The organism is Streptomyces sp. NPDC040545 (assembly GCF_055595065.1).
This window is the reverse complement of sequence record NZ_JBVIWA010000015.1, coordinates 61225-84816: the sequence shown is the minus strand read 5'-3', so window position 1 is coordinate 84816 and position 23592 is coordinate 61225. Positions and strand designations below refer to the sequence as shown.

The window sequence follows — 23592 nt, the reverse complement described above, 5'->3', positions numbered from 1 at the left end:
CTCGGTCGGGCTCTCCTGGGTGTGGTCCTGGAGGTGGATGTATATGCCCTTGTACTCGAAGAGCTGGCGGCGCAGGAGATTCCGGGTGCCGGACGGCTCGCCGTCCAGCCCCGCGAAGACGCCCGCGACCTCTTCGGTGGATCCAGGTTCGATCCTGCCCACGATGACACTGCTGTGCATACTTCCTTCTCCGTATCTCGAGCGGACTGAATCCCGAATCGGCTGAGACCTCGACGCGCTTCTGGACACTTCGTGAGTGGTTGCCTTCTGAACTGGTCAAGCTGGTGACGAGAACGAGTCTTCCGGTGCCCGATACAGGTTTCAATACGGGCAACTTCAGGACTCTGCAGGGTTTCGATGCGGGAGGCTCAACGATGTGCGCAGAGGAAAAACCTTCGTCAGAGCTTTGTCAGAAGATCTTGAAGTCGAGGCGCCGCAGACAGTTCGAAGTGCAGCATCACAGGTATGACCAAAATGGATACGATCAGTGCGATCAAACGTATGGAAGACCTCTTCGCGCTGCAGGCGCTGGTGGCGCGGTTCGCGCACGCGGTCGACACCCGTGACCACGAGGCGCTGTCGACGGTGTTCGTTCCGGACGTGACGATGGAAGTGGCGCCGGATATCCGGATCGACGGCCGTGAGACATTGGCCGGCATGCTGCGTGACGACCTCACCTGGGCGACCACCATGCACTCCGTCAGCAATGTGCTGCCCGAACCGGAGGGCGACAGCGCGACCATTCACGCGAACATCACGGCGGTGCATGTGAGCCGGGACGGGGTGGGCAAGCATTTCGATCTGGGCGCCCGCTACACCTTCACCGCCGTGCGGACCGCCGACGGGTCATGGCTCCTGTCCCGGATCGGGATCGAACCCGTCTGGACCACCGGCGACGATCAGGGCGTGCACAACGACCGATGACAGGTGAAGCCGCGCCGGGGCCTTCCTCCATGAGGAAGGCCCCGGCGCGGCTCCGTATCCGATCACTCCTCCACGATGGACAGCGCCTTCGCCGGGCAGATGTAGACCGCTTTGCGGGCGGCGGCCTCGTCGGCGCCCCGGGGCCGCTCGACCAGGACGCTCACCAGGCCCCGGTCGTCCTGATCGAAGATCCTCGGCTCGGTCAGCACACACTGACCCGCGCCGATGCAGCGGTCGTGATTCTTCTCGAGTTTCATGGTCGCCTCTTTCACCAGGTCACGGGCAGCTCGTAGAGGCCGTAGACCAATGCGTCGCTCTTGAAGGACAGTTCCTCTTCCGGCACGGCCAGGCGCAGATCCGGCAGTCTCCGGAAAAGCGTGTCGAACACGACCTGAAGCTCCAGGCGTCCGAGGTTCTGACCCAGGCACTGGTGCGGCCCGTAGCCGAAGGCCACGTGATGCCGTGCGTCCCTGCCGAAGTCGAGCTCCTCCGGATCATCGAACACCGCGGGATCGCGGTTCGCCGCGAAGGTGGAGGCGATGACGGCCTCGCCCTTGCGGATGAGGAAGCCGCCGATTTCGACGTCATCCAGCGCCAGCCGGTGCGCGCCGAAGTCCGGAATCGTGTAGAACCGCAGCAGCTCGTCGACGGCCTTCGGGGTCTTCGAGGGATCCGCCTTGATCTCTGCGAGCAGTTCCGGCTTCGTAAGCATCGAGAACACACCGAGATTGATCATGTTCGCCGTGGTCTCGTGCCCTGCCAGCAGCACCAGCAGGCACAGGCTGGCAAGCTGCGGCCGGTCGATACCACCCTGCTGCCGCTGCAGTTCGATCTGCCGGCTCAGCAGGTCGTCGCCCGGATTCTTGATCTTCTCCTCGACCAGCTTGTCCATGTACTTGCGGAGCTTGACCGAGACGGCGATCCGGCCCTGTTCGTCGGTGGTGCGGCGCAGCAGGATCTCGGCCAGCTCCATGAAGTACTCGTGGCCCTCGTAGGGCATGCCGAGGATCTCGGAGACCACCAGCGACGGAACCGGCAGGGAGAAGACCTGATTCAGGTCCACGGGCTTCGGCATCTTCAGCATGTCGTCAATGAATCCGTCGACGATCTCCTGAATCCGCGGTTTCATCGCGGCGACCCGCCGCACCGAGAATTCACTGATGACGGGCCGGCGCGCCGCCGCGTGTTCCGCGCCGTCGAGAATGATCATGAAGGGGGCATGCTTGGCCAGTGCCGCATTCTGCCCGGGCACCACGACCGGAAAATCTGGCGCGCGACGGTCCGAGCTGAGCTTGGGATTGGCCATCACGGCCCGCACGTCGTCGTATTTGGTGACGAGCCAGGCCTTTCCGCCGTCCGGGAGGACCACCTGACTGATCGGTGATTCCTCCCGGAACTTGGTGTAGACCGGCGGAATGGAGAAAGGGCATGTGCGCTGAATTGGGAAAGTGACGAGTTCGTTGTTTTCGTCAACATCGGCGTTCGCCATGAGACCCCTTGGTCGGAGTTTGCGCTTCCTGCAAACTCACGATAGCCCGGGCATCTACACGGCCAGGTTCAGCGAATGTCAATTCTCCGCACATGAATTGTCATCACAAGCTGCGGAGTTTGAATCCCACCCCACGAACGGTGACGATCCAGTCCGGCCCGCCCAGCTTGCTCCGGAGGCTGCTCACGTGCGTGTCGACTGTGCGGCGTGACCAGGATTCTCCCCAGACCTGATGCATGATGGATTCCCGCGAGATCACCCGTCCCGGCGTGCTGGCCAGCAGGGCGAGCAGATCGAACTCCTTGCGCGTCACCGGGACCGGTTCGCCGTGCACCTCGACCTCGCGCGAGTCGCTGTCGATCCGGAGCGGGCCGTGCTCGAGCACGGCCGCGTCATCGGCGCCCGTATCGGTGTGCGTGCTCTGGCGCGAACGCCGCATCACCGCATTCAGACGGGCCATCAGTTCCCGGAGCCCGTAGGGTTTGATGACGTAGTCGTCCGCTCCGGCCTGCAACGCGAGAACGCAGTCGAGCTCGGACCCTTGCGAGGTGACGGCGATGACCGGGATGTCGCGGGCCGCCCGGATCTCGCGGCACACCTCGAGGCCGTCCAGGTCCGGGAGATCGAGGTCCAGTAGCACGAGGTCCGCGGTCTCGAACGAGGCCAGTGCGTCCCCGCCCGAGTCGACGGCAGCGACATCGTGGCCATGGCGCGCGAGGGCTTCGGTGAGCGTCGCGCGATCGGTCTGGTTGCTCTCGGCGACGAGGACCCGCCAGGTGTCCGAGACGTTCCGGGGTGGCGCCGGCGGTGGCGGTGGTGCTGCGGCGCCGCGCCGGCTGCCGAAGATCGATCGGACCGTCGCGCGGTGCTCGCCGTTGTGGGTTTCGGTTAACTCTTCTTGAGCAGTCGCTTTCATTGTGCTGTTATCCCCCGTTCTCAGTTCCCCGCTCAGTGCGGCGGGTTACCGGTCTTCCATATCAGCTCGAACGAAAGGCGTGAAAGGCGCCAGCCTTGCTCGGTATACACCGCGTCGCCCGTGACGTAGGTACCGGACACGTAGTGCGGCAGCGTCTCGCCATCCCGCTGGTGGTGCACATGCACCGACGTCATATTGGCGCGAAGCGTCGCGCGATCCGCAGCGATGCTCACAATCGACGGCGTATTCAGATGGTGGGTTCGATCCCACATCGCCAGCGCCTTCTGGTGATATTCGACGAGGCCGTCGATTCCCGCGTGCCGACTGACGGGGAACTCGATGAGCACATCTTCCGAGAAAAGGCTGGACGCCCACTCGTCGTCAAGTTTGTCGTAGTCGAGCCCGAGAACGTATCGGTCAAGAAGTGAACTTATCTCGGCGTCTAAGTGGCTTGTTTTCATTGGATGATCATGTAGCCTCTCTAGCGGTTACGCAACCATAACGGGACTCATGTGATGGGTGTCACCGCGGGCCGGTCGAGTCGTTTCATCCCGCCGAATTACCTGCAGCTGCACGAAACTGCAAGCGTTACCCCCGGTTTTTGGTGAACTCCTGAACATCGGCGTATGCCTCGGCGCGACGACATTCCGACCGCGTACCGGTCGGCTGTCATCCTTGGCCGGCGGCGGTGGCGGCCGATGCCCTGCACGTCCGGCGCGACCATGCCTGCCCTCTTGCCGGGCTGAGGGGCGCATCCCGTGTCTGATTCCTGTCGCGTCGAGCGTACACGAGTCGAAGTCACAACGTAATCATAGTTGCTAGGTAATTCTCCTCGCATCATGTTTTGGTCGACCTATCGCCAGAGGTGATCATAAGGTGACTTTGCGTAAATGCATATTGCGGGGCGAACCTTCTTGAAGTGGTACAGACAGGCGTGAAGCCTCTGGTGCGCGGACCTGGTCTTGGCAGACCAGTTCCGGTACCAGAGGCTTCACGCCTGCCCGGCAGTGCCGCGATCCGTCGCCGCCGGCGACTCATCGCGTCATGACGCCTCCCAGCCGTAGAAGCGGCTGGCGGTGCCGTCCGTCGCCGACTCCTCGGGAGCGAGCTCCGGCAGCTCCCGGACCACCTTGCCGAACCAGATGTCCGACGCGGCCTTCTGTGCGGTAGCCGCACCATTGCTGCCGGTGTATTCCTGAATGTGGATGCACAGATCCTTGAAGGCGAACAGCTGGCGCCGACGGATTCCCGTGGATCGGGAGTATTCGGTGGATTCGAACTCCCGGAAGGCGCTCGAGACGGCGGGAATCATCGCCTGGTCCATCCGGGTGATGGTGACGGCGGTATTCGTCCGACCCTGGTTCTCGATCGGCTCGTCCTCCCAGTCGTGGAAGCAGAAAGCCGTGGAATCGGCCGGGGAGTTCCATGTTTCGGGTTCGTACGGCGTGACGAACGCCTTCATGTCGATCGCCAGTCGACCCATTCGCGGATCGGTCTTGACCTTTTCCAGGGCGGACTGGTCGGACTTTTCGGCGAAATCATACAGGTGGATCTGAATGCCGTCGTGGATGAATAACTGGCGGCGGCGCAATCCGATCATGTTCGGGATTTCCGTGCTGTCGAATTCGGCGAACAGCTTCGAAACCTCGGGAATGGAATTTTGGTCCATCTTCGCGACGGTGACCATGGTGCGCATGTTCATCACTTCCTGGTGGGAGAGTATCGATATTCGGTTACGCGATCGGCGCGGATTCCACCTCGGGCAGCTGCGCCCCGGCTTCGGTGGTGCGCTTCTTGGTGGTGACCGCCGCGAGGACGAGGCCGACGACCGCGATTCCGGCGCAGACGCTCAGGAGCAGGCTCATGCCGCTCATGAAGGCCGTCTGGACGCCGTGGAGCATCGCCTGGTCGCCGAGCGAGTCGGCAACGGCCACACCGGAGCCGACGCCTTCGGAGACCGGCTTGTGGTTGAGCGGGCCGAGTTCGGAGTGGTATCGGGTGGACAGCACCGTGCCGAGCACAGCGACACCGGTGGTGCCGGCCGCCTGGCGCAGGGCCGACAGCAGGGCCGATCCGGCGCCCGCCCGCTCGGGGGTGAGCGCGCCCACGGCCAGTGCCATGGAGGTGGGCAGTACCAGGCCGATGCCGAGGCCGACGATGGCCATCCAGGCGGCGACGAACCCGTACGAGGTGCCGATGTCGGTCAGCGAGCCGAGTCCCATCCCGACCGCGAGGACGGCGAAGCCGATCATCAGGGTCGCCTTGAGACCGATCTTGTCGCGCAGGCCTTCCAGGAAGTTCGAGGCCACCAGCAGGCCGCCGATCATCGGGAGCATGCGCAGACCGCTGCCGAGCGAGTCGACGCCGAGTACCGACTGGAAGTACAGCGGGATGGTGAAGAACAGGCCGAACATCGCGAAGGCGTTGATCAGCTGGTAGATGGTGCCCATGCTGAATCCGCGGTCCCCGAAGAGGCTGAGATCCGCGAGGGCGTGTTCCCGGGTCCGCTCCCAGGCGACGAAGCCCGCGATCAGGGCGAGGCCCGCCACGAAGGTTCCCCAGGCCGTGCCGTCACCCCAGCCTTCGTCGCCGAACCGGATCAACCCGTAGGTGAGACCGACCAGTCCGGCTCCCGAGAGCACCACGCTGACCGGGTCGATCGGCCGGCGGACCCGGCTGCGGGATTCCGGCATCCACAGGCCCACCGCGAGCGCGCCGATGATGACGGTAGGGATGTTCACCAAGAACACCGAACCCCACCAGAAGTGGTTGAGCAGCAGGCCGCCGACGATGGGGCCCAACGGCATTCCGAGTGTCACCGCCGTGATCCACACGGTGGTGGCCCGGCCGCGTTCCGCCGGGTCGGGGAACAGCACCGGGATCATCCCCATCGACAGGGACATCAGCGCTGCCGCCGCGACACCGAGAAGCACGCGGGCCGAGATCAGCTCGCCGGACGACGAGGCGAGCGCGCACCAGACCGAGGCCGCGCCGAACAGCATCAGGGCGCCGAACACGACCTTCTTCCGCCCTAACCGGTCGCCGAGCGCACCGGCGGGCAGCATCACCCCCGCCAGCGTCAGGGTGTAGGCGGTGCTGAACCACTGCAGGGCCGCGGTGCCGGCGTGCATGTCGCGGGCGAGTGTCGGCAGGGCGATGTTCAGCACCGTCATGTCGAGCCCGACGGTCAGCATCGCGAGAGCGAGCGCACCGAGGGCCAGCCAGCGGTGCGTAGCCGTCACTTTCATGGGTCCTCCTCAAAATGGCGAAGTCACTACGAGTTCAGAGTAGATCTGAATTTGAAGTGCATGTCAATACGGATCCACTTGCCTTCCGGGCTCGGTTCGGGGCAGGGTTGGCCTCACCCTGGTCCGATCCGGACGGGGGTGCTCGCCGAGGAGGGGCCGATGGACGTACCGCTCGAGCCGCTGACCGCCTTGAAGCGCTACGGGGAGTTGGTGCCATGAGGCTCACGCCGTTCGAGCGGCGGGTGGTCAGCGCATACCGAGCCGCTGCGGCCGTTTGCGGAGGTCAACTACGCCTGGAACACCACGTGTTGGCGGCGCTGATCGAGTATGCGACGGACGTCGAGTCGCTGGGCGGCGGCGCCTTCGGGCTGCGCGGGGCCGCGACCGGACCGTGCTGTCTTCATCTGGACGCCGACCCGTCCCTCCTCGGGTACCTCGTCCACCGGCTCTCCGCCGCCGACTTGGGGCCCGAAGGGCGATGCACCGTCGTACGCGGTCGGCCGGATCGCCTCGAACTGCGGCCCCGGGACGGACACGGACGGATCGTCTTCCACCTGGACGCCGTCGGCGTACACGCCCTGGGGGAGTGGGAGCGGGATCTCACCCTTGTCTACGGGGGTGACCGAAGCGCCCGCCGTACGCAGCTGCCCTGCCCGGGCGCCGCACAGCACGGCGGTGGCCTCGCGGCCGATGTGCCGGCGAGCCGGGAGCTGCGGCGCGTGGTGCGCGGCCTGCCCGCTGTCCCCCATGCGCACGAGGCATCGGTGTCGGTGCGGATCGAGACCGGCTCCGCACGTGGTTCCCGTATGTGATCCCCGCACTCGAACGCCCTGACGGGACCGCTCGGTGCCGCGGGGAGTGCCCTCGCCCCTAGTGCTGTGACCGGGAAGGTTCACCGGGTCACGACGCCCGGCACGGCGCCTCATCCCCCAGACTCCGTCCGGGGGGACCCCCAGGTTGTCGGACCGCGCAAGTACGTCCAGTACGAGCCGCGGTCCTCCGCCTTGCGATCCACCGCACCGGACGACGCGACCCGGCAAACCTTCCCGGCCACAGCACTAGGGGGGCGTCTTGCGGATCAGGCCGGGCTCGCGGGACCGCTGGACACCGAGCACACGGTCCTGGTCCGCGGCGCCGGCGGCCCTACTCCGCGGTGTCGGGCTTCCGGGCGGCCGCGGTACCGAAGTCCGCCCAGCCGTACCGCAGTCGCTGGAACACGGACGTCAGATCCGCCGGGGAGTGATCCCCGTACGTAACGAGGAAGATGGCGTCCAGGATGAAGCGGGCGAGGGCCGTCGCGAGCAGGTCGCCCTCCGGGACCCCGGCCTCCTGCGCGAGGGTGGCGGCGAGGCTGGCCTCCCAGCGGTGCCGCACCCGGCCGGCGTAATCCAGCAGTGCCGGCGTGGATTTGACGAGTTCGACGAAGTCTTCGCCGGACGGGCCGCCCGCCGCAGGCTGCGCCACCGGCGCCAGGTGCGCCTCGAGCGCGTCCAGGATCGAGACGTCGGCGTCGCGGTCACGGACCGCGGCCGTCAATGCGCGGTCGTACTCGTCTTCGGCGTCGAAGACCAGCGCTTCCTTGCAGGGGAAATAGGCGAACAGTGTGCTCACGGCCACTTCCGCGGCGTCGGAAATCTCCGCAACGGTCACATTCTCGAATCCGCGCTCGCGGAACAGGGTGAATGCGGCGTCCGCCAGGCGCTTTCGCGTCTGCGCCTTCTTCCGTTCTCGCAGTCCCGCCACTCCGGCAACCCCTTGCACTAGGGACGTCTTAAATCGTTGTCCATCGCCCCTGTTTGGCCCTGCCACGTGAGCGGAATTGGGCGAATTGACGCCCTGGCGGCAGAAAGGTGCCGCAGGCTAGCAAGGAGGCGAGTGCTGAGATTATATCCGGGCGCCGAAATCAGGTCACCTTTCCGGGGCGATCTTACAGGGTGGGGCCTCGGTCTGTCTGCGACGGCGGACGGGAAGGGGCTGGTCGGGCGTATCGGGGCGGTGCTGCCGGCGCCTGGTAAAACCGCCGGCCGGGGTGGGTGGGGGCGTGTGACGGTACGGCCATGGGCAATTCCGTCGCGTACCCGGTCCAGCGCACCGGCGATCTCGCCGAGCCGTACGCCGAGGCGCGCCTGCTGTGCGGGCCGCCGGCCGCGGTGGCCGGGGAGGAGTTCGTCCGCGCCGAGCGGCTCGCCGCCGCGATCGGCGGCAGCGTGCTGGGCGAGCCGGAGCGGGGCTGCTGAGGCGATGGGGAGTTCGATGGCCTACCCCGTGTTCCGGACCGACGACCTTGCCGAGGCCTACCGGCGGGCCCGCCGGCTGTGTGCGTGGATGAAGCCGCTCGAACCCGGAGATGTGGCTCGTCGCGTAGGCGCACACCGTCCGGGAGGCCCGCGCGCTGGCCGCGCTCCTTCCGACGGGTCTGTTCGAGCTGTCGTACGACTGGGACCGGTTCGTCTGGTTCACGGGCGCCGAACTGCCCGGTGACGACCGGGAGCTGGCGGCCGAGCTGCCGCTGACCGTGGACGCGGACGTGGCCCCCGGCCCTGTCGAACAGGCCTTCCTGCGCGCGCTGGGCGGCGGAGCGGCCAGGATGCGCTGGCGCGGAGAGTGGTCCCCGCGATCCCGTCGTGGTCGCAGGACCCGACGAACCAGCGGGTGGAACTCGACATCAACGAGGAGCATCCCGACGGCCGGCATACGGTCTACGTGCACTTCCGGTGCGACGACGAGGCGGGCGCGGCCCATCTCGCGGCCGCGATCGGCGGGTCGGTGCTGGGCCCCGGGCAGCTGGGCCGCTGAGGCCGTCGCCCCGGTCCGCATAGGCTGGGTGCATGGCTGATCTCTTCGTCAAGATCTGTGGGCTCAGGACCGCGCACGATGTCGACGTGGCCGTGGCCGCCGGGGCGGACGCCGTCGGGTTCGTCTTCGCGCCCGGCAGTCCGCGGACCGTGGACGCCGCCACCGCGCGGGAGCTGGCCGCGCGGGTGCCGGACGGGGTGCTCACCGTCGGGGTGTTCCGGGGGCAGGCGGTGGCGGAGGTGCGCCGGTTCACCGAGGAGAGCGGTGTGCGCGGGGTGCAGCTGCACGGCGAGGAGGGGCCCGGGGACTTCGCGGCGCTGCGCGCCGAGGGCCGGACCCTGCTGCGGGCCACCGCCGAGCGCGTGCGGCGCTGCGGTGAGTACGGCGAGGACCTGCTGCTGCTGGACGCGCCAGACCCGGGCTCCGGCAAGCCGTGGAACTGGGGCGCGGCGGACTTCACCGCGCCCGAGGGGTGCTGGCTGCTCGCCGGCGGGCTGAACCCGGGCAACGTACGGGAGGCGCTCGCGGCCACCGGGGCGTGGGGCGTGGACGTGTCCAGCGGGGTGGAGCGGGAGCGCGGCGTGAAGTCTCCGGAGCTGATCCGCGCGTTCGTCGAGGCCGCCCGGGGCTGACGTCGGGGGCTCACGCGCCCGTACGTCTCCAAATTTACTTAATGACCGCTACAGAAACTGTGCTAGCTTTATTCTGTAGTGATCATTACTGAATTCGGGGGGGACTTCATGAGCAGGACAGCGCTGGTCACGGGCGGCAGCCGGGGCATCGGACGGGCCATCGCCGAGCGGCTCGCCGCCGACGGCGTCACCGTCGTGCTCACGTACGCGAACGACGGCGCGGCCGCCCGCGAGACCGTCGAGCGGATCGCGAAGGACGGCGGCCGGGCCTTCGCCCTCCAGGCGGAGCTCGGCAGCCCGGGCTCCGCCGCCGCGCTCTGGGCGGCGTACGACGCGCTGGGGCTGGACGGGGTCGACATCATCGTCAACAACGCGGGCATCGGACTGCCCATTCCCCTGGGCGAGATCACCGAGCAGGACTTCGACCGGGTCTTCGCGGTGAACGTCCGGGCGCCGTTCTTCGTCGTCCAGGAGGCCCTCGGGCGGCTGCGCGACGGGGGCCGGATCATCAACATCTCCAGCGGCGCCGCGCGCATCGCGATGCCCGAGATCCTGGCTTACGGGGCCACCAAGGGCGCGCTCGACACGCTGACCCTGAACCTCGCCAAGGCCCTCGGCGCGCGCGGGATCACCGTGAACTCGGTCGCCCCCGGCATCGTCGACACCGATGTCAACGCCGGCTGGCTGCGCGGCAACGCCGAGGCCGAGGCGCACGCCGCCTCCCTCTCCGCGCTCGGCCGGGTCGGCCGCCCCGAGGACATCGCGGACGTCGTCGGCTTCCTCGCCTCCGACGCCGCGCGCTGGGTGACGGGCCGGGTGGTCGACGCCACGGGAGGCTCCGCGCTCTGAGCCCCGGGCCCCGGGCCCCGGCGCAGGGGCGTCACTCGGCGCGCGAACTCCTTGAGGGGTTCGGTGTCGAGGGTGATGCCCACCGGGGCGGGGATCCTGACGGTGCCCCTGCGGGGGGCTAGGCGGTGCACGGCGCGGGCCGTGTGCCGGGCGCTGCCCGGTCCCGCGCCTCAATCGCCGGCGGGGCTGGGGGTGGCGGGTTTGTCGGCAGGGGGGCGGGGTGGGGTGCCGGGGCGGGGTGTCTCCTCGGCTCGGCGCGTGCGGGCATGTCTCGGCCGTACCCGGTGGTTGCGCGCTCGTCCTGCGGGGACACCCCGCCCCGTCCCCCCACCCCTCACGCCGTCGAAGCCCACAGGGGGATGGAACGGCCTCGGGGAACATCGGTGCAGCCGTTGGCGCCGAGAATGATCATGATCGGTCAGCGCGCCGGCTGGGGGCTGGGCTGGCTGCGCCGCAACCGAGTGCTGCTGCCGGGGGTGAGCGTGCTGGCCCGGCAGGTGTCGGAGGTGCGGAAGGTCGCGGAGAAGCGGCTGCAGGCCACCGTCGCGGGGGCCGCGCGGCGTGCGGACCCGGCGCTGCCCGGAGACCTGGTGGCGGCGCTGAGGGCGCCGGAGGGCTCCTCGACTCCGGCGGCCGGCGCCCTGCGTCCGCTGCGCGACCCGGACGCGCCGGAGCTGGACGAGGACGACGACGGCCGCGAGGGCTGAGCCGGTGCCGCGGACCCGCGCTTCAGAGCACCGTGCGGGGCACGGCGTCGGGCAGTCTGGTGCTGTACGCGCGGCTGCGGATCACGCGTTTGGTTCGGCGCCGGTCATCAGGGCGAGCAAGCTGTACGGCGCGTGGTCGTCGATCATGATCGTGTAGAAGCCGTCGTCGTCCGCTTCCACAGCGGCGGCGCGGGCGAACATGGCTTGTTCGTGCGCGGCGACCGCGGTCTCCGCATCGCCGGGGTGCGCGGCGAGGGCCCGGCCCAGTTCGGCGCCGTCCTGCATGGCCAGGTTGGCGCCTTCGCCGTTCGGTGCCCGGAGGTGGGCGGCATCGCCGAGCAGGGTCACCCCCGGCATGCGGCCCCAGCGGTGTCCGGCCGGCAGTGTGAAGATGGGGCGCAGGGCCGGCGGGGTGTTGCCGTCGGTGATCAGGGCGGTGAGTGCGGGAGCCCACCCGTCGAACTCCTTCGCCACCCGTGCGGTGAGGGCTGCGGCATCGGTGGTGTCGAAGTCGGTGAACCAGTCCTGGGGCTTCTTCAGCTGCGCGTAGGTGTGCAGGGTTCCGCCGCCTTCACGGTGGGCCAGCAGTCCCCTGCCCGGTGCGAGCGCGAACAGCGAGCCGGCTCCGACCGCCTTCGCGGAGGCGGGGTGGAGGGTTTCCGCGTCGAAGAGGAACGTCTCCACGCTGCAGACGCCGAAGTACTCCGGAGTGGCTTTCGAGAGCACCGGGCGTACGCGCGACCAGGCGCCGTCGGCGCCGATGAGCAGGTCCGCGACCACGGTGGTGTTGTCGGCGAAGTCGATCTGATGGCGGCCGTCGCCGAGGGCCTGCACGGCGGTGACCATGTGGCCCCAGTGGACGGTTCCGGCGGGCAGGGAGTCGAGCAGCATCTGCCGCAGTGCGCCGCGCGGTACCTCCGGGCGTTCGCCGGTTCCGGTATCGGGCCTGAGCACCGGCTACGGGGCGATCTACCACCACGTTGCGGACAAGAGTGATCTGCTCGCGACGGCCGCTGACGAGGTCATCACCCGCGTGATGTCCGGCGCGGTCGCCGACGCGGAGCCGCGCACTGCTCTGCGCGCCCTCGCCCTCGGTCTGTTCGACGCGATCGACGCTCACCCCTGGGTCGGGGCGGAATTCTCCCGCCAGCCGTGGCGGCCCGCGCTGCTGGACTTCTACGAGGGCGTCGGCCGCCTGCTGGACGCCCTCGGTGTTCCGGAAAAGGCGCGCTTCGACGCGGCCGGCACCCTTGTGAACTACGTCCTCGGCGTCGCCGCGCAGAACGCCGCGAACGCACGGCTCCGCGCGGGCAGCGACACGGACCGAGAGACCTTCCTGGAGAACGCCGCCACGCAATGGGCGCAGATCGACCCTGGCCGGTACCCGTTCGTGCACGCGGCGGCGACTCAGCTGGGCGAGCATGACGATCGCGAGCAGTTCCTCGTCGGGGTAGACATCTTCCTCGCCGGCATCTCAGCCCTGCGCTAGAAGCCCCCGACACCCACTGCCCCCGCGGCGCCGCCCTGCTGGTGCACGGGTGGAGCCCGGTGTGGATCCGGACCCGCCGTACACCGCCGAGCCCCCCGCAGGGGCACCGGCGGCCGGTCGATAGGGTCCCGCTCGGGAGGATCATGGACATGGAACGACCGCGGCCCGTGCGGCTCTTGGGTTACCTCGCGTGCGTCGGCGCCGCCGCGTTCGCGGCGGTGGCCGCCCTGTATCTGGTCCTGCTGGCGAAGCTGGTGTTCGCCGACGCCCCCGGCCGCATGTGCCGGATCGACAGCTGCCCGCGCGGCACGGGCACCCTCGCGATCCTCGCCGTGCTGTGCGCCGCCGCCGCGTGGCTGCTGTGGCGGACGCCGGGGAAGCGCGGCCACGGACGCGCCCCGGTGCACGTCCGGGTGATCGCCGGCTGCGTGGCGCTGGCCGCGCTGGGGCCCGGCTGGCTGGGCTACGAGTGGGTGCGCGGCCCGCAGCTGGACCTGTCCGGGTGGCAGGAGCCGGTGCATCCGGCGGCGGCCCCGGTCGGCGTCTGGGCGCCCGCGCCCGGAATGCTCGTACGGGCCCGCACCGACGGCCTCGTCGCCTACGACGGGGAGGGCCGCAAGGGCTGGCGGCTGCCCGCCCCGGAGCGGACGCCGCTCTGCGCGCTCAGCCGGACGACCCCGTCGGACACCGGCCTCCTCGCGTACGGGGAGAGCGTGGGCACGTGCGGTTCGCAGGTCGTCGCCGTGGACCTGGCCGGGGGCCTGGTCCGGTGGAGCCGGGACACCGGCCGGGCCCTGGTGGCCGCTGCGGGCGCGAGCGCCGTCGTGGCGGACCGGGACACGGTGACCGGCCTCGACCTGCACGGCGGACACGAGCTCTGGCGGGTCCCGGTCCCGGCCGACTGCACGGTGAAAGCCGTCGACGGCTCGGAGCGACACGCCCTGTACGTGGAGGAGTGCGGCGACGCCGCCCGGATCACCGCCGTCGACGCCCGTACGGGAACCCGCGCCTGGCAGACCGCGCTGCCCACGGCGAGCCGGCTGCGCGAGGTGCGGGTGCTGTCCGCCGTCCCACCGGTCCTGCGCGTCACGGAGACCGCGGAAACCGGCATGGACGCGGTGCTGCTGCTCGACGGCGCGGGCCGCGTGCGGGGCTCCGTACCCGCCTCGGGCCCGGACGGGGACCTGCTGTCCGAGCCGTCCCCGGTGCTGACCGGCGACACGCTGGTCACCGCGGTGAAGCAGGGGAAGAAGAGCGGCGTGTCCGCCTACTCCCTCACCGACGGCGGCCGCCTCTGGCACGCGGGCGCCGGCGACGAGGAGGTCCGCGGCCTGGCCCCGACCGGCCCCGGCGAGGTCGGTGTGGTGACCTCCGGCCACTGGTGGACGCACCTCACCCACCGCGGCCTGGCCGACGGCGGGCGCCGGGCGGAGCCCACGGTCCTGCGCGACCTGCCGCTGGGCGAGCGGTTCGCCTTCTATCCCGGCCCGCCCGGCTCGTACGTCTTCGTCAACCTGGACCGCAAGGGACTGCTGCCGCCGACCTTCGACGTCGACCCGGTCTTCGGCTGGTGACGGCGGCCGGCCGGCGTCACGGCCCGCCCGGATCACGGGGTCACGCGCCGGAGGGCCCCCACCTCCAGTACTGGCCGAAGGCCTCGCCGCCCGTCGCCCGGCCGTCCTCCTCGACGGTTTCGACGTCCGGCATCGCCAGCAGGGACTCGACCTGGTCGGGGCTGAGCCGGGCGGCGAAGCCGTGCAGGACGGTGCGGTAGATGTGCACCGGGGTGGCGCCGACCCGGTCGGCCACCTCGACGGGGTCGCTGTCTTCCCGCACGGCGACGATGTACGTGGCGTGGTCGGCGGCGGGAGCCGTGTGCCGTACGGGTTCCGGCACGTCGGCGGTGGCCGCGGCCACGGGCAGTACGGCGACGGCGGCCAGTACGGCGACGGTCACGGGCAGGGCTCGGCTCAGGCGGATGCGCATGGGGCGAGGCCATCACGGGCGGCGGGGCCGGTCAATGACGCCGGTAGGTGTGGCAGGGTCACGGGCGGCGCACCGGCCGTGCGCCCCCTGGTCCGGCGGCGGACCGTACGGGTGATCTTGCGGGGCGGGCCGGCGGCCGCGCGGGACGGGGCACGACCGGTACGGCACAGCGGGACAACCCTTTCTGCACGGTGCGCGCGACCGCGTCGACGCGGGGGCCGGACGGGCAACCAGGTGAGCCGGTGGTTCAAGCTGCACAGAGGTGGCAGCGATGGAGCTGAGGGCCGCCCCCGCAGGAGCACCTGGTGCCGTGAGGCCGGCTCCCCCCATGTCTGCCGTCCAAGCAACGTCAGGGAGTTCCTTCCATGCGCCTGCTCGCACGCCTGGCCGCCGCGGCCCTCCTCACGGTCCCCCCGGTCGCCGCCGGCACGGCTTCGGCCGCGGCCCCGGAGCCGACCCCGGCACCGGCACCGCTGAAGATCGCCGCCAACCCGTTGCCCGGCCAGTACATCGTGACGCTGGAGAAGGGCCAGGACGCGGCGAAGGTCGCGAAGAGGCTCGGCCTGAAGCCGTCGTTCGTCTACACCTCGGCGATCAACGGCTTCGCGGTCCCGCTGACCTCGCTGGAGCTGACGCTCGTCCGCAACAGTCCGGGCGTGAAGGCGGTCGAGGAGGACGCCAAGGTGCAGTCCGTCCCGATGCCGAGCGCGGCCGGGTCGAGCCGGGCCCCGTCGAGCTCGTGGGGCCTGGACCGCATCGACCAGAGCAACTTGCCGCTGGACAACAACTTCACCGCTCAGGGCAATGGTGCCGGGGTGACCGCGTACATCCTCGACACCGGCATCGACTACGACCACACCGAGTTCGGCGGCCCGGACGCCACGCGTGCCACCTTCGGCTTCGACGCGATCAATGACGGCCGCAACGGCCAGGACTGCCAGGGCCACGGCACGCACGTCGCGGGTACGGTCGCGGGCAGGACGTACGGGGTGGCGCGCGAGGCGAACCTGGTGAGCGTCCGTGTCCTCGGCTGCGACGGCAAGGGCACGTGGTCGGGGATCATCGCGGGCCTGGACTGGGTGGCGAAGAACGCCAAGCAGCCGGCCGTGCTGAACGGCTCCCTGGGCGGCGACAAGTCGGCCGCCGTCGACGACGCCGCCACGGCCCTCTCCGACGCGGGCGTCCTGCCGGTCGTCGCGGCGGGCAACTCCGCGAAGGACGCGTGCGGGGTCTCGCCGGCGTCCGCGCAACGGGTGGTCACCGTCGCCGCGTCCAACCAGTGGGACGAGGAGGCCTCCTTCTCCAACTACGGCCCCTGCACCACCCTCTACGCCCCCGGTGAGGCGATCGTCTCCGCGAAGCTCGGTGGCGGCAGCGTCGCGCTGGACGGTACGTCGATGGCCGCGCCGCACGTCACCGGTGTGGCCGTCCTCTACAAGTCGGAGCACCCGAAGGCGCTGCCGGCGGAGGTGTCGGACTTCCTGGACGAGGTGTCCACGAAGGACATCGTCCAGAACCTCAGCGACAACAGGCCGAACAAGCTGCTGTTCACCGGCGGTCTCTGATAGCTCAGAGCGACCCGACGAACCGGGCCCAGGCCTGCGCGTGGAACACCACGTGCGGGCCTTCGGGCTGCTTGGAGTCCCTCACGGGGACGAGGCCGGGGTGGCCGTCGGCCACCTCGAGGCAGTCGCCGCCGCCACCGCCGCTGTGGGTGGACTTCCGCCAGGTGGCCATCTCCACGCAGCTGCCCCCACTGCCGTCGCTGTAGCTGGACTTGTGCCAGACGGCCATCGACAGGTCGTAGTCAGGCTGCTGCTCCACGTTCGTACCCCTCCACTACGGACTCGATCAAGGCCAGGGATTGTGCGGGCGACAGCGCACTGGCCGTGAGGAGATCGTAGGTCAGGGAGTGACGGGAGACCGTGGCTGGATCGTCGAACAGCTGGCCCGTTCCGTTGCCTTGAACGTAGGCGAGTGTCGGACCATCGTCGGATGCCAACAGCTGAAGTGAGCCTCCCATGGCGGCGTGTGCTCCCGCTCGGAACGGAATGACCTGGACGATGATCCGGTGTGCTCGGATCAGTGCGGTCATGTGATTCAAGGCCTCTGCCGTCACCCCTGCACCTCCCACCTCGCAACGCAGCACAGCCCCGCCGAACACGCACCACAACAGTGGGGTTGTTGGCTCGGTGCGAGCAGTGCGGCACGGTCCAGTCGGTTCGTCACCAGCTCGTCGATCACCTGCTCCGGTGCCGTTGGCTGGTATGCGCGGCAGACAGCGCGAGCGTACGCCTCCGTCCGGGTACTGGACTCGGCCGCTGCCCCGCAGTTGCGGACGAAGAAGCCGTCCGTGCCGAGGATGTCGTCGATCTGGCGGGCGAATTCGAGGTGCATGCGACGCGTGCCCGCTGCGAGCTGGCCGATGAACGACCCGCTGACGAAGAGCCGTTCGCCGAGTTCGGCCTGGCTCATGCCCGCGCGTTCGCGCGCTACGCGCAGTTCCGCGCCCAGGAGGGCGCGGGGTGAGGAGGAGGGATCGAGGTTCTTCCGCGCCATGGCAACTCCCTGAGCAACATGTGCGGTTGTTGCGGGTCCGCACTTGAAGGCCAGTGAGCGCGTCGCCACTCTGTGTGAAGAAGTTGGATACTCGGAGTAGAAAGGTGACATGTCATGGTGCTCTCCCCACAGGAGCGCATGCAGGCGGCCGAGGAGGCCGTCCAGCAGCTGCGGGAATCGCTTGCCGCGGTCGGGGTGCTGTTCCCCTCGCTGGACGTGGAGCGGGTCTCGGCCGCCGGTACGTACGGCCTGCCGCTGGTCGACCTCGGCCGCTGCAACCTCGACACCGCGCTCCGGCTGGCCGCCGTCCTGCACGAGCGGGCGGGGGGCGCGTGAGCGAGTCCGTGGAGGCGGTGAACTTCGCCTTCGAACTCGGCTGGAAGCTGCGCGGCCTGGAGACGGCCCTCGCCCCGCGCGGGGTGTGCGGGCCCGAGGCCGGGGGTCCGAAGCCGCCTCCGCCGCCCGGATGGCAGCGGTTCACGCTGGTGCACTGCCCGTTGGAGGGATATCCGGGCTTCGACGATCCGCGCTACGAGGGGCTCAGGGCGAGCCCGCCGCAGGGCTGCGCGGTGGAGGACTTCGGCGGGTGCCTGGGGCTGCGGTGCGAGCGGCCGGGCGGGCGGCTGCTCGACGCGGTGGCGGAGCTGTGCGCCGAGATCCGTACCGGGTACGGGCTGCTCATGACCGGCCTCGGCATCGACAAGCTGTGGGAGTGGTCCGAGGACGGTACGGACGGCTGGGGCGCCGAGATCGTCGGGCAGCTGCTGCTGATGGCGGCCGATCGGGGTCCGAGGCTCGGATACGGCGTGGACGATCTGGCCGGCTTGCTGCAGGCCGTCGGTGGAGCAGCCGATGTCGGAGCGTAGCGGGCCGCTCGGCCCCAGCGGCCGTACGATGGCATATAAATCGACGCGATCTGTATGCCTGGAGGGCTCGATGTCACGCACCATGGTGGACCTGGATGATGCACTTCTCGCCGAGGCCGCGGAGATACTGGGCACAACGACCAAGCGAGCGACGATCAACGGAGCACTGGCTGAGTTCGTAGCTGCTGCCCGGCGGCGGCGCTTCGTAGACCTCATGGACGAGGGTGTCTTCGACGACCTGCGCGACCCAGAAGTGATGCGAGGTGCGTGGCGGTGACCAAGTATCTGGTCGACAAGAGCGCCTGGGCTCGGATGCATCTGCCGACGGTCCGGGACACGCTGATACCGCTTCTGGAGCGGGGCCTGCTCGCGACATGTGCCGTCATCGACCTGGAGATCCTCTACAGCGCGCGCAACGCCGGAGACCACGCGCGCGGCCGGTCGGTACGGCGAGGCTTCGACTGGCTTCCGCTCACCGACGAGATCGGCGAACGGGCCATCGAAGTGCAGGGGCTGCTGGCGCAGAGCGGTGATCACCGCCGTGCGTCGCTCGCTGACCTGCTGATCGCTGCGACTGCTGAGCGCCATGGGGCTGTGGTCCTCCACTATGACGCCGACTACGACGGGATCGCCAAGGTCACAGGGCAGTCGGTGGAGTGGGTGGTGGAGCAGGGGTCCGTACCGTAGCCGGGATCGGTCGGTGCGCGGGGGCATCACGGGGCGACGTCCGTAGACGAAGTACCAGGGGGCGGCGCATCAGACGATCCCCTTCGTCCCGCAGCAGGAGTACCTGACCTGAATCGCCGACCGCTTCGCGGGCCGTCGGCGCCAGGCAACTGCTGACCCGCGGGTCCGCCTCAGTCGCAGTCGGTGCGCAGGCGGGCGTGCAAGTGCTCGTCGTGCCAGCCGTCCGCGTGCAGGAGGGCGCCGCGCATGGTGCCCTCCAGGGGGAATCCGGCTTTCGTCGCGATGGCGCAGGAGGCCGGGTTCGCCACGGAGTGGGTGATCCGTATCCGGTGCAGGCCGAGGTCCTCGAAGGCCCAGCGGCTGACGCGTTCCGTGGCCGCCACCATGACCCCGCGGCCGCGCCCGGCGGGCAGCAGCCAGTACAGGATCTCGCCGCTGCCGCCTGCGAGATCGAGGTCGCCGATGCCGATGAGCCCGACGGCCGGGCCTGCGCCGGCGGGGGCGACGGCCCAGATCGCGGCCTCCTCGTCCTGCCATCGGGCGTGCCAGCGGGCGATCCGCTCCTCGGCCTCGGCCGGATTCAGGAGGGCGGGCCGGTTCCAGTGCCGGATGTCCGGGTCGAGGCAGGACTCGACGAGTGCGGGGACGTCGTGGGCCGCCCAGGGGCGCAGCAGCAGGCCGCCCGGCAGCTCGAACTCCGGCTGCGGCAGGGCGCGCATCCGGCCGGCGGGGACCACGGGAGGTATGGAGTTGATCATCTCTGCATCATTGCGGACCGGCGGCGCGCATGCGGATGCATGCGCGGCTATGCGGGGACCCGTTCCTTCGGGGGTGTTCCGGTGGCGGTGGTGGTGTCCGGGTCCTGGTCCGGCCCGGTGTCGAGGTCGGTCAGCGTCTGGCGGGTGAAGCCGAAGAAGTACGTGGCGACGAAGCCCACCAGGTAGCCGGTCAGCAGGCCGCCCGCGTAGATCGCGAGGGTGATGCCGGCGCCGGAGCGGCCGTCGAGCAGCGGGAACAGGGCCCAGCCCGAGGGGCCGATGGCGGTGGAGCCGAAGGCGACGCCCAGTTGGTGGAAGAGGCCGACGAAGGCTCCGCCGGCCGCGCCGCCGATGCAGGCGGTGACGAAGGGGCGGCCGAGCGGCAGGGAGACGCCGTAGATCAGCGGTTCGCCGATGCCCAGGAAGCCGGCCGGGAGGGCGGACTTGATGGTGGCGCGGAGCGAGCCGTTGCGCGGGAGGCGGTAGTAGACGGCGATGGCCGCGCCGACCTGGCCCGCGCCCGCCATGGCGAGGATGGGCAGCAGGACGGTGTAGCCGTCCTGCTCGATGAGGGTGGTGTGGATGGGGATCAGGGCCTGGTGCAGGCCGAGCATCACGAGCGGGAGGAAGAGGCCGCCAAGGACCAGGCCCGCGAAGGCGCCGCCACTGGCGAGGAGCCAGTTCGCGAAGGTGCCGATCGCGGCGGAGGCCTCACCGGCGAGGTACATCAGGCCGAAGAGGGTGACCAGGCCCGAGATGAGCACGGTGAGGGTGGGGGTGATCAGGACGTCCAGGGCCTCCGGCACCCACCTGCGGCACCACTTCTCCACGTACACGGCGAGGAGGGCGGCGGCGAGCGCGCCGAGGACGCCGCCCTGGCCGGGCTTGAGCTCCAGGCCGAAGGCGTCGATCTTCGCGACGCCCGGGAAGACGATGATCGCGGCGACCGCGCCGCCCAGGACGGGAGTACCGCCGAACTCCTTGGCCGTGTTGTATCCGACGAAGACCGCGATCAGGGACATGAAGCCGGACGCGATGGCGGCGAGGGCGGGGACGACGGCGGGCACCCACTCCAGATTCGTCAGCAGGCCGTTCAGCCCGGCGATGATGCCGCAGCCGATCAGGGCCGGGATCAGCGGGACGAAGATGTTCGCGATGCGGCGCAGGAACAGCTTGAAGGGCGTGGCGTTCCGGGCCTTCTGAGCCTCCCTCAGCGCCGCGCCCTGAGCGGCGAGGTCGTCCGCGGTGATCCCGCCGGAGGGCTGGGCCGCCGGGGCGGCCGGCGGCGCGGCCGAGCGGGCCTCCTCGACGAGCGCCTCGAACTCCGGGGTCACGCGGGCGACGGCGCCCGGGCCCAGCACGATCTGGTAGGTGTCGTCCTCGACCACGCCGAGGACCGCCGGGAGGGCGCGCAGGGCCTCGTCCTGGACCAGCGAGCGGTCGCGCAGCGAGAGGCGCAGGCGGGTCATGCAGTGCGCGATCGAGGTGATGTTGTCCGCGCCGCCGATCAGCGGAAGGATCGCGGCGGCGGTGGCGCGGTTCTTGTCAGTGGACATGGGGATCGCCTTGGCTCGGGGGTCAGCGGGTGTGGGCGAGGGCGCGTTCGAGGGCGGCGCGCAGGTGGCCCTGCGAGGCGGCGAGCAGCTCGGCGGCCGTGGGGCCGTCGACTCCGCCGAGGACGACGAGTACGGCGTTCTTCACCTCGCCGCCCGTGGCGGTGAGGGCGGACTCGATCTCCTCGTCGGGTGCGCCGGTGGCCAGTGCCACGATGCGGCGGGCGCGGGCGCGCAGTTTGTCGTTCGTGGAGCGCATGTCGACCATCAGGTTCCCGTACGTCTTCCCCAGGCGGATCATCGTGATGGTCGAGATGAGGTTGAGGACGAGCTTCTGCGCGGTGCCGGCCTTCAGGCGGGTGGATCCGGTGAGGAGTTCGGGTCCGACGACGACCTCGATGCCGTGGTCGGCGGCCGCGGCGAGGGCGGATCCGGCGTTGCAGGAGAGCCCGACGGTGAGCGCGCCGCGGGTACGGGCGAACTCGACGGCGCCGATCGCGTACGGGGTGCGGCCGGAGGCGGAGATGCCGACGACCGTGTCGTGCGGGCCGATCTCCAGCGTGGTGAGGTCGCTTGCGGCCAGCTCCTTCGAGTCCTCGGCGCCCTCGACGGCCTTGACCATGGCGGAGGGGCCGCCCGCGATCAGGCCGACCACGTCGGCCGGGTCGGTGTTGAAGGTGGGCGGGCACTCGCTGGCGTCCAGGACGCCCATCCGGCCGGCCGTGCCGGCGCCCGCGTAGACCAGCCGCCCGCCGCGGGCCATCCGCTCGGCGATCGCGTCGACGGCGGCGGCGATCCGGGGGAGCTGCGCGGCGACGGCGGCCGGGACGGTGGCGTCCTCGGCGTTCATGGTGCGGGCGATGTCGAGGGTGGGCAGCCGGTCGATCTCGGCGAGGTCCTGGCGGAAGGCCTCGGTGGTGAGGGTGTCCAGCTGGGCGCGGAGTTCTTCGTGGGCGGTCATGGGGGGGCGGCTCCCGTGCGGTGGCGGGTGGCGGGTGGCGGGTGGCGGTTGGTGGGTGGTGTGCGGGCTGGGCTTCACGATCGGGGCTCCGCCCCGGACCCCGCGCCTCAAACGCCGGCGGGGCTGAAAAGACCGGGGCTCCGCCCCAGGCCCCGCTCCTCGAACGCCGGAGGGGCTGGGTGTGGCGGAGGGGCTCGGTGTGGCGGCGGGGCCGGCTGCGTCAGCGGGTGGTGTGGCGGTGGGTCAGGGCTTCGTAGGTGGCGGCGAGGGCGGGTGCGGCGGTGTCGTAGGTCTGCTGGGCGACGCCGACGAAGAGGCAGTCGACGACGAGCTGCTGGCTGGTCCGGCTGGACATGGCGGCCGGGCGCAGCTGGGTCTCGCGGGCGGCGGAGGTGGTCAGTACGAGGTCGGCGTGGCGGGTGACGGGGCTGTTCGGGCGACCGGTCAGGGCGAGGGTGGTGGCACCGCGCTCGAAGGCGACGCGCAGCGGTTCGATCACGTCGCCGGTGGTGCCGGAGTGGGTGATGGCGACGGCGACGTCGCCGGGGCGGAGTTGCACGGCGCCCGTGACGGCCAGGTGGGGGTCGCTGTGGGCGTGGGCGAGGCGGCCGATGCGCAGCAGCTTCTGGGCGAGGTCCTGGCCGACGAGGGCGGAGGCGCCGACGCCGTAGATGTCGATGCGGCGGGCGGTGGCGAGCGCGCTGACGGCGGCGGCGAGCTGGGTGAGGTCGAGGGCGGCGGCGGTGTCGGTGAGGGTCTGCGCCTCCTCGTGGGCCAGCTTGGCGACGACGTCCGCGAGCGGGTCGTCGGCGGCTATGTCGACGGTGACGGCGGGGGCGGTGCCGGACTCCTGCTGGGCGGCGAGGGCGGCGAGCGCGAGGCGCAGGTCGCGGTAGCCGGGGTAGCCGAGGAGGCGGGCGGTGCGGACGACGGTGGCCTCGCTGGTGCCGGTGCGTTCGGCGAGGGCGGAGACGGTGAGCCGGGCGCACGCGGCGGGGTCGGCGGCGACGGCGTCGGCGACGGCCCGCACGGAGCGGGTCATGGAGGGGCCGAGGCTGCGGATCCGGGCCCGGAGGGCGTGGGGCGGGGGAGCCGGGGCGGGGCTTTCGCCGGGGCCTGGGGCGGGAACGGGCGGGCGGTTGGCAGTTTCCTTCGCATTCTGGCTCACTCCT

Annotated in this window: 25 protein-coding genes and 5 pseudogenes; 14 read left to right on the top strand and 16 right to left on the bottom strand. The window is 70.2% G+C overall.

What is annotated here, in order from left to right; genetic code table 11:
• Window positions 1-3: 3 nt before the first annotated feature.
• Window positions 4-180, bottom strand: a pseudogene (locus ACZ573_RS26170) (TcmI family type II polyketide cyclase); the annotation flags it as partial.
• 285 nt (window positions 181-465) lie between these two features.
• Between ACZ573_RS26170 and ACZ573_RS26165 the strand changes: the two are divergent.
• Entirely contained in the window at window positions 466-924 is a 459-nt protein-coding gene (locus tag ACZ573_RS26165) for a nuclear transport factor 2 family protein (protein WP_471308197.1), read from the top strand.
• A 62-nt stretch (window positions 925-986) separates the two neighbouring features.
• On the opposite strand, the gene ACZ573_RS26160 is transcribed toward ACZ573_RS26165, so the two are convergent.
• The 6 genes from ACZ573_RS26160 to ACZ573_RS26135 all read right to left on the bottom strand — a co-directional run bounded on the left by ACZ573_RS26160 (window position 987) and on the right by ACZ573_RS26135 (window position 6577).
• Window positions 987-1181 (bottom strand): ferredoxin, encoded by a 195-nt coding sequence (locus ACZ573_RS26160; protein ID WP_471308195.1) that lies wholly within the window; start codon window positions 1179-1181, stop codon window positions 987-989.
• A gap of 11 nt (window positions 1182-1192) precedes the next feature.
• Window positions 1193-2413 (bottom strand): cytochrome P450, encoded by a 1221-nt coding sequence (locus ACZ573_RS26155; protein ID WP_051837739.1) that lies wholly within the window; start codon window positions 2411-2413, stop codon window positions 1193-1195.
• 103 nt (window positions 2414-2516) lie between these two features.
• A complete protein-coding gene (locus ACZ573_RS26150) occupies window positions 2517-3329 on the bottom strand; it encodes a response regulator transcription factor (protein WP_471308192.1) in 813 nt (270 codons plus the stop codon).
• A 32-nt stretch (window positions 3330-3361) separates the two neighbouring features.
• The gene (locus ACZ573_RS26145; protein WP_471308190.1) at window positions 3362-3790 is read right to left on the bottom strand and encodes a nuclear transport factor 2 family protein; all 429 of its coding nucleotides are present in this window, start codon (window positions 3788-3790) and stop codon (window positions 3362-3364) included.
• Between the two features lie 581 nt (window positions 3791-4371).
• Window positions 4372-5025, bottom strand: a complete 654-nt coding sequence (locus tag ACZ573_RS26140; RefSeq protein WP_471308186.1) for a TcmI family type II polyketide cyclase — start codon at window positions 5023-5025, stop codon at window positions 4372-4374.
• Between the two features lie 37 nt (window positions 5026-5062).
• Window positions 5063-6577 carry a DHA2 family efflux MFS transporter permease subunit gene (locus ACZ573_RS26135; protein WP_471308183.1) on the bottom strand — a complete coding sequence of 505 codons (1515 nt, stop codon included), beginning with the start codon at window positions 6575-6577 and terminating at the stop codon, window positions 5063-5065.
• Window positions 6578-6792: 215 nt separating this feature from the next.
• Here ACZ573_RS26135 and ACZ573_RS26130 point away from each other — a divergent pair, with 215 nt between their 5' ends.
• Entirely contained in the window at window positions 6793-7389 is a 597-nt protein-coding gene (locus tag ACZ573_RS26130; RefSeq protein ID WP_471308180.1) for a hypothetical protein, read from the top strand.
• Window positions 7390-7720: 331 nt separating this feature from the next.
• Here the strand turns inward: ACZ573_RS26130 and ACZ573_RS26125 are convergent, their stop codons facing one another.
• Window positions 7721-8320 (bottom strand): TetR family transcriptional regulator, encoded by a 600-nt coding sequence (locus tag ACZ573_RS26125; RefSeq protein ID WP_471308177.1) that lies wholly within the window; start codon window positions 8318-8320, stop codon window positions 7721-7723.
• A 314-nt stretch (window positions 8321-8634) separates the two neighbouring features.
• Between ACZ573_RS26125 and ACZ573_RS26120 the strand changes: the two genes are divergently transcribed.
• The 5 genes and pseudogenes from ACZ573_RS26120 to ACZ573_RS26100 all read left to right on the top strand — a co-directional run.
• Window positions 8635-8814, top strand: a complete 180-nt coding sequence (locus tag ACZ573_RS26120; protein WP_471308175.1) for a hypothetical protein — start codon at window positions 8635-8637, stop codon at window positions 8812-8814.
• A gap of 367 nt (window positions 8815-9181) precedes the next feature.
• On the top strand, window positions 9182-9373 hold the full coding sequence (locus ACZ573_RS26115) for a hypothetical protein (RefSeq protein ID WP_471308174.1): 192 nt from the start codon (window positions 9182-9184) through the stop codon (window positions 9371-9373).
• 32 nt (window positions 9374-9405) lie between these two features.
• Window positions 9406-10005: a phosphoribosylanthranilate isomerase gene (locus ACZ573_RS26110; RefSeq protein ID WP_471308172.1), complete on the top strand. Its 600-nt coding sequence runs from the start codon at window positions 9406-9408 to the stop codon at window positions 10003-10005.
• Window positions 10006-10113: 108 nt separating this feature from the next.
• A complete protein-coding gene (locus tag ACZ573_RS26105; protein ID WP_471308169.1) occupies window positions 10114-10854 on the top strand; it encodes an SDR family oxidoreductase in 741 nt (246 codons plus the stop codon).
• A gap of 437 nt (window positions 10855-11291) precedes the next feature.
• Window positions 11292-11474, top strand: a pseudogene (locus tag ACZ573_RS26100) (hypothetical protein); the annotation flags it as partial.
• A gap of 168 nt (window positions 11475-11642) precedes the next feature.
• Here the strand turns inward: ACZ573_RS26100 and ACZ573_RS26095 are convergent.
• Window positions 11643-12506: pseudogene (locus tag ACZ573_RS26095) on the bottom strand (FAD-dependent oxidoreductase); the annotation flags it as partial.
• A 1-nt stretch (window position 12507) separates the two neighbouring features.
• Here ACZ573_RS26095 and ACZ573_RS26090 point away from each other — a divergent pair.
• A pseudogene (locus ACZ573_RS26090) lies at window positions 12508-13050 on the top strand (TetR/AcrR family transcriptional regulator C-terminal domain-containing protein); the annotation flags it as partial.
• Window positions 13051-13199: 149 nt separating this feature from the next.
• Window positions 13200-14624 carry an outer membrane protein assembly factor BamB family protein gene (locus ACZ573_RS26085; RefSeq protein ID WP_471308166.1) on the top strand — a complete coding sequence of 475 codons (1425 nt, stop codon included), beginning with the start codon at window positions 13200-13202 and terminating at the stop codon, window positions 14622-14624.
• A 40-nt stretch (window positions 14625-14664) separates the two neighbouring features.
• Here ACZ573_RS26085 and ACZ573_RS26080 read toward each other — a convergent pair whose 3' ends face one another.
• Window positions 14665-15036 carry a protease inhibitor I9 family protein gene (locus tag ACZ573_RS26080; RefSeq protein WP_471308164.1) on the bottom strand — a complete coding sequence of 124 codons (372 nt, stop codon included), beginning with the start codon at window positions 15034-15036 and terminating at the stop codon, window positions 14665-14667.
• 365 nt (window positions 15037-15401) lie between these two features.
• On the opposite strand from ACZ573_RS26080, the gene ACZ573_RS26075 reads away from it, so the two are divergent.
• Window positions 15402-16601: a S8 family peptidase gene (locus tag ACZ573_RS26075; RefSeq protein ID WP_471308161.1), complete on the top strand. Its 1200-nt coding sequence runs from the start codon at window positions 15402-15404 to the stop codon at window positions 16599-16601.
• 4 nt (window positions 16602-16605) lie between these two features.
• Here the strand turns inward: ACZ573_RS26075 and ACZ573_RS26070 are convergent, their stop codons facing one another.
• Both ACZ573_RS26070 and ACZ573_RS26065 read right to left on the bottom strand, forming a co-directional pair.
• The gene (locus ACZ573_RS26070; RefSeq protein ID WP_471308454.1) at window positions 16606-16830 is read right to left on the bottom strand and encodes a DUF397 domain-containing protein; all 225 of its coding nucleotides are present in this window, start codon (window positions 16828-16830) and stop codon (window positions 16606-16608) included.
• A gap of 13 nt (window positions 16831-16843) precedes the next feature.
• A pseudogene (locus ACZ573_RS26065) lies at window positions 16844-17595 on the bottom strand (helix-turn-helix domain-containing protein).
• 114 nt (window positions 17596-17709) lie between these two features.
• Between ACZ573_RS26065 and ACZ573_RS26060 the strand changes: the two are divergent.
• The 4 genes from ACZ573_RS26060 to ACZ573_RS26045 all read left to right on the top strand — a co-directional run bounded on the left by ACZ573_RS26060 (window position 17710) and on the right by ACZ573_RS26045 (window position 19148).
• Window positions 17710-17931 (top strand): hypothetical protein, encoded by a 222-nt coding sequence (locus ACZ573_RS26060; protein WP_471308159.1) that lies wholly within the window; start codon window positions 17710-17712, stop codon window positions 17929-17931.
• Window positions 17928-18461 (top strand): amidase, encoded by a 534-nt coding sequence (locus ACZ573_RS26055; RefSeq protein ID WP_471308156.1) that lies wholly within the window; start codon window positions 17928-17930, stop codon window positions 18459-18461. Before ACZ573_RS26060 ends, ACZ573_RS26055 begins: the two co-directional genes overlap by 4 nt.
• Window positions 18462-18531: 70 nt before the next feature.
• Window positions 18532-18738: a type II toxin-antitoxin system VapB family antitoxin gene (locus tag ACZ573_RS26050; RefSeq protein ID WP_471308151.1), complete on the top strand. Its 207-nt coding sequence runs from the start codon at window positions 18532-18534 to the stop codon at window positions 18736-18738.
• Window positions 18729-19148 carry a PIN domain-containing protein gene (locus ACZ573_RS26045; RefSeq protein ID WP_471308149.1) on the top strand — a complete coding sequence of 140 codons (420 nt, stop codon included), beginning with the start codon at window positions 18729-18731 and terminating at the stop codon, window positions 19146-19148. Before ACZ573_RS26050 ends, ACZ573_RS26045 begins: the two co-directional genes overlap by 10 nt.
• 170 nt (window positions 19149-19318) lie before the next feature.
• Here ACZ573_RS26045 and ACZ573_RS26040 read toward each other — a convergent pair whose 3' ends face one another.
• The 4 genes from ACZ573_RS26040 to ACZ573_RS26025 form a co-directional block, all read right to left on the bottom strand.
• Window positions 19319-19906: a GNAT family N-acetyltransferase gene (locus ACZ573_RS26040; RefSeq protein WP_471308147.1), complete on the bottom strand. Its 588-nt coding sequence runs from the start codon at window positions 19904-19906 to the stop codon at window positions 19319-19321.
• 47 nt (window positions 19907-19953) lie between these two features.
• Window positions 19954-21462: a PTS transporter subunit EIIC gene (locus ACZ573_RS26035; protein WP_471308145.1), complete on the bottom strand. Its 1509-nt coding sequence runs from the start codon at window positions 21460-21462 to the stop codon at window positions 19954-19956.
• Window positions 21463-21484: 22 nt separating this feature from the next.
• Window positions 21485-22420, bottom strand: coding sequence for an N-acetylmuramic acid 6-phosphate etherase (gene murQ / locus ACZ573_RS26030; protein WP_471308143.1), 936 nt, complete (start codon window positions 22418-22420; stop codon window positions 21485-21487).
• Between the two features lie 220 nt (window positions 22421-22640).
• Window positions 22641-23588 (bottom strand): MurR/RpiR family transcriptional regulator, encoded by a 948-nt coding sequence (locus ACZ573_RS26025; RefSeq protein WP_471308140.1) that lies wholly within the window; start codon window positions 23586-23588, stop codon window positions 22641-22643.
• Between the last annotated feature and the right edge of the window lie 4 nt (window positions 23589-23592).